Annotated in this window: 4 protein-coding genes; 2 read left to right on the forward strand and 2 right to left on the reverse strand. The window is 60.6% G+C overall.

All coding sequences use genetic code 11. The features are described from left to right. Together WB528_RS27000 and WB528_RS27005 are read right to left on the reverse strand one after the other, a co-directional pair. A partial coding sequence (locus WB528_RS27000) for an ABC transporter substrate-binding protein (RefSeq protein ID WP_423892402.1) occupies positions 1 to 229 on the reverse strand: 229 nt, incomplete at its 3' end. After that, a complete protein-coding gene (locus tag WB528_RS27005) occupies positions 226 to 816 on the reverse strand; it encodes an ANTAR domain-containing response regulator (protein ID WP_423880463.1) in 591 nt (196 codons plus the stop codon). The genes WB528_RS27000 and WB528_RS27005, both read right to left, overlap by 4 nt. A 110-nt stretch (positions 817 to 926) precedes the next feature. Between WB528_RS27005 and rimO the strand changes: the two genes are divergently transcribed. Next, positions 927 to 2,252 carry a 30S ribosomal protein S12 methylthiotransferase RimO gene (gene rimO / locus WB528_RS27010; RefSeq protein ID WP_423892403.1) on the forward strand — a complete coding sequence of 442 codons (1,326 nt, stop codon included), beginning with the start codon at positions 927 to 929 and terminating at the stop codon, positions 2,250 to 2,252. A gap of 235 nt (positions 2,253 to 2,487) precedes the next feature. Then, a partial coding sequence (locus WB528_RS27015; protein WP_423892404.1) for an aminotransferase class III-fold pyridoxal phosphate-dependent enzyme occupies positions 2,488 to 3,139 on the forward strand: 652 nt, incomplete at its 3' end.

Genomic DNA, 3,139 nt, shown 5'->3' on the forward strand with positions numbered 1-3,139 from the left:
GCACCTTGATATGTCCAAGCCCGAGACTTGAGGCGATCGGAACCGGAGCCAGAATATGCGCGGCGTCGAACAGGCCGATATTGAGTTTGTCGCGGACATTCGACCACGACACCTCCCGGACGAGCCGCACCTCAAGACCCTCGGCCTGCACAAAACCCTTCTCGACGGCAACGATCAGGGCGGCCGCGTCGATCAAGGGGATGAAGCCGATCTGGAGCGGAGTTGTCATTTCAAGAGCTCCGACGCCGTCAGGATCGACTGGGCGATCTCTCCGATTTTTTTCTTCTCTCGCATTGCGGTCGAACGCAGCAACACATAGGCCTCGTCTTCGGTCAGGCCCTTCAGTTTCATCAGAATGCCCTTCGCCCGTTCGATCACCTTGCGGTCTTCCAGTGCCGATTTGGCGCGGTCGAGCTCATCCTGGAGTTTGGCGAAAGCGTTGAAACGGGAAATGCAGAGGTCGAGGATCGGCTTGAGGCGCTCCTTCTTCAGCCCATCGACGATATAGGCGGAGACCCCCGCATCGACGGATGCCTGGATCGAGGCTGCGTCGCTTTGATCGACGAACATCGCAATCGGCCGCCGCACCGCGCGGCTGACCTGGAACATCTGTTCCAGAATGTCGCGGCTGGGATTTTCCAGGTCGATCACGATGACGTCGGGATCGAGCGCATAGATGCGGGAGAGCAGGCTCTGCATCTCGTCAATGCGTACGACGTCGGTGAAGCCCGCTTCCCGCAGCCCCTCTTCGAGAATCGCGGCGCGGATCGGGCTTTCGTCGACAATCGCGATTTTGGGAGACGACTCGGCGCCCATCGATCACTCATTCCGGCAAGCACATTGATAGCATGCCACGTGCCGGCTCAAAGCCTTGTAATTGGGCACATTTGGGGTTAGCTCCTGCCCATCAATCGGACAGATCCGGAATGTCGCAGGCCGCCGCGCCCAAAGTCAGTTTTGTCTCGCTCGGATGCCCCAAGGCGTTGGTGGACTCCGAACGCATCATCACGCGGCTACGCGCCGAAGGTTATGAGCTGGCGCGCAAGCACGACGGTGCCGATCTCGTCATCGTCAATACCTGCGGTTTTCTGGACAGCGCCAAGCAGGAGTCGCTCTCGGCCATTGGCGATGCGATGGCGGAAAACGGCAAGGTGATCGTTACCGGTTGCATGGGCGCGGAGCCCGAACAGATCGAAACCGCCTACCCCGGCGTACTCTCGATTACCGGACCGCAGCAATACGAGAGCCTACTCGAAGCCGTGCATCGCGCACTGCCGCCTGCGCACAATCCGCATCTCGACCTCGTGCCACCGCAGGGCATCAAGCTGACGCCGCGGCACTACGCTTATTTGAAGATTTCCGAAGGCTGCAACAACCGCTGCAGCTTCTGCATCATCCCGAAATTGCGCGGCGATCTGGTGTCGCGTCCTGCGAATGACGTGCTGCGCGAGGCCGAACGTCTGGTCAATGCCGGCGTCAAGGAACTGCTGGTCATTTCGCAGGACACTTCGGCCTACGGCGTCGACATCAAATATGCCGCCAGTCCCTGGAAGGATCGCGAGGTTCGCGCGAAGTTTTTCGACCTGGCGCAAGCGCTCGGCGAATTCGGCGTGTGGGTGCGGCTGCAATACGTCTACCCCTACCCTCATGTCGACGATGTCATCGGCCTCATGTGTGAAGGCAAGGTGCTGCCCTATCTCGATATCCCGTTCCAGCACGCAAGCCCGGAAGTGCTCAAAGCGATGAAACGCCCGGCTGCGCAGGAGAAAACCCTCGCGCGGATCAAGAGCTGGCGCGCGCAATGCCCTGAGCTCGCGCTGCGCTCGACTTTCATCGTCGGCTTTCCCGGAGAGACCGACGCCGATTTTGCCGAGCTGCTCGATTGGCTCGACGAAGCCGAAATCGACCGTCTCGGCTGCTTCAAATATGAACCGGTGGCAGGCGCGCCGGCTAACGCACTCGGCCACGCCGTGCCTGATGAGATCAAGCAGGAGCGATGGAACGCTTTGATGGCTCGGCAGCAGAAGATCTCCGCACGCCGATTGAAGCGCAAGGTCGGCACGCGGCAGCAGGTGATCATCGATGAGGTCGGCCCGACCGTCGCCAAAGGCCGTTCGAAGGCCGACGCGCCGGAGATCGACGGCGCGGTTTACATCTCGAGCCGCCGGCCGCTGAAGGTCGGTGAGATCGTCACCGCCAGGATCGAACGCTCCGACGAATATGACCTGCACGGATCTGTTGCAGGCTTCTAACGCTTGACAACGCTGGCTCTTGCACTGTATGAGCGCGCCCCATGATCTCCAACCGGACTATCGCTCGCGCCGCCTGCCGCCGTCACCGCCGTGACGAGGATGGGGCGCGCCATGTCCGACGACTAAGCTGAACGATTAGATCAGCAACGTTTTCGAGAAGGCCGCAACCCCAAAAGTTGCGGCCTTCTTGCATTTTGGCCCACCCCTTCACCCGCAAACGCCAGGAGAGTTCGACATGACCCATGCGACGGATTCGTTCGACGCGCTGATGGAAATCACAGCTCGCCCGCCAGTCGTGTTCGTGCGCGGCGAAGGCTCTTACCTCTGGGACAATATCGGCAAGCGTTATCTCGACTTCATCCAGGGCTGGGCCGTGAATTGTCTCGGCCACTCACCGCCCGCTTTGGCGGAAGCGATCTCAGTTCAGGCACGGCAATTGATTACGCCAAGCCCGGCCTATTACAACGACACCAGCTTGAAACTCGCTAAGACACTGACCGATCTGAGCGCCTTCGACCGCGTGTTCTTCGCCAATTCAGGCGCGGAAGCCAATGAAGGCGCAATCAAGCTCGCGCGCAAATACGGCGCCCTCCACAAGAACGGTGCGCACGAGATCATTGCCTTCGAAGGCGGATTTCACGGCCGGACGCTGGCGACGATGTCAGCCTCGGGCAAACCGGCCTTTGAGCCTTTGTTCGAACCCAAGGTTTCCGGCTTTCGCAAGGCGCGGTGGCATGATCTGGCCTCCGTCGAGCAGTTGATCAACGAACGCACGGTCGCGGTGATGCTGGAGCCGATTCAGGGCGAAGCCGGCGTCTGGCCGGCGAGCGACGAGTTCTTGCACGATCTGCGGGCGCTGACGGCAGCCCACGGCCTGTTGCTGATCT

The organism is Bradyrhizobium sp. (assembly GCF_049586575.1).
GTDB lineage: Bacteria > Pseudomonadota > Alphaproteobacteria > Rhizobiales > Xanthobacteraceae > Bradyrhizobium.

Coding starts and splice junctions, on each gene's coding strand:
- WB528_RS27005 (WP_423880463.1), bottom strand. CDS start 816: ATGGGCGCCGAGTCGTCTCCCAAAATCGCGATTGTCGACGAAAGCCCG.
- rimO (WP_423892403.1), top strand. CDS start 927: ATGTCGCAGGCCGCCGCGCCCAAAGTCAGTTTTGTCTCGCTCGGATGC.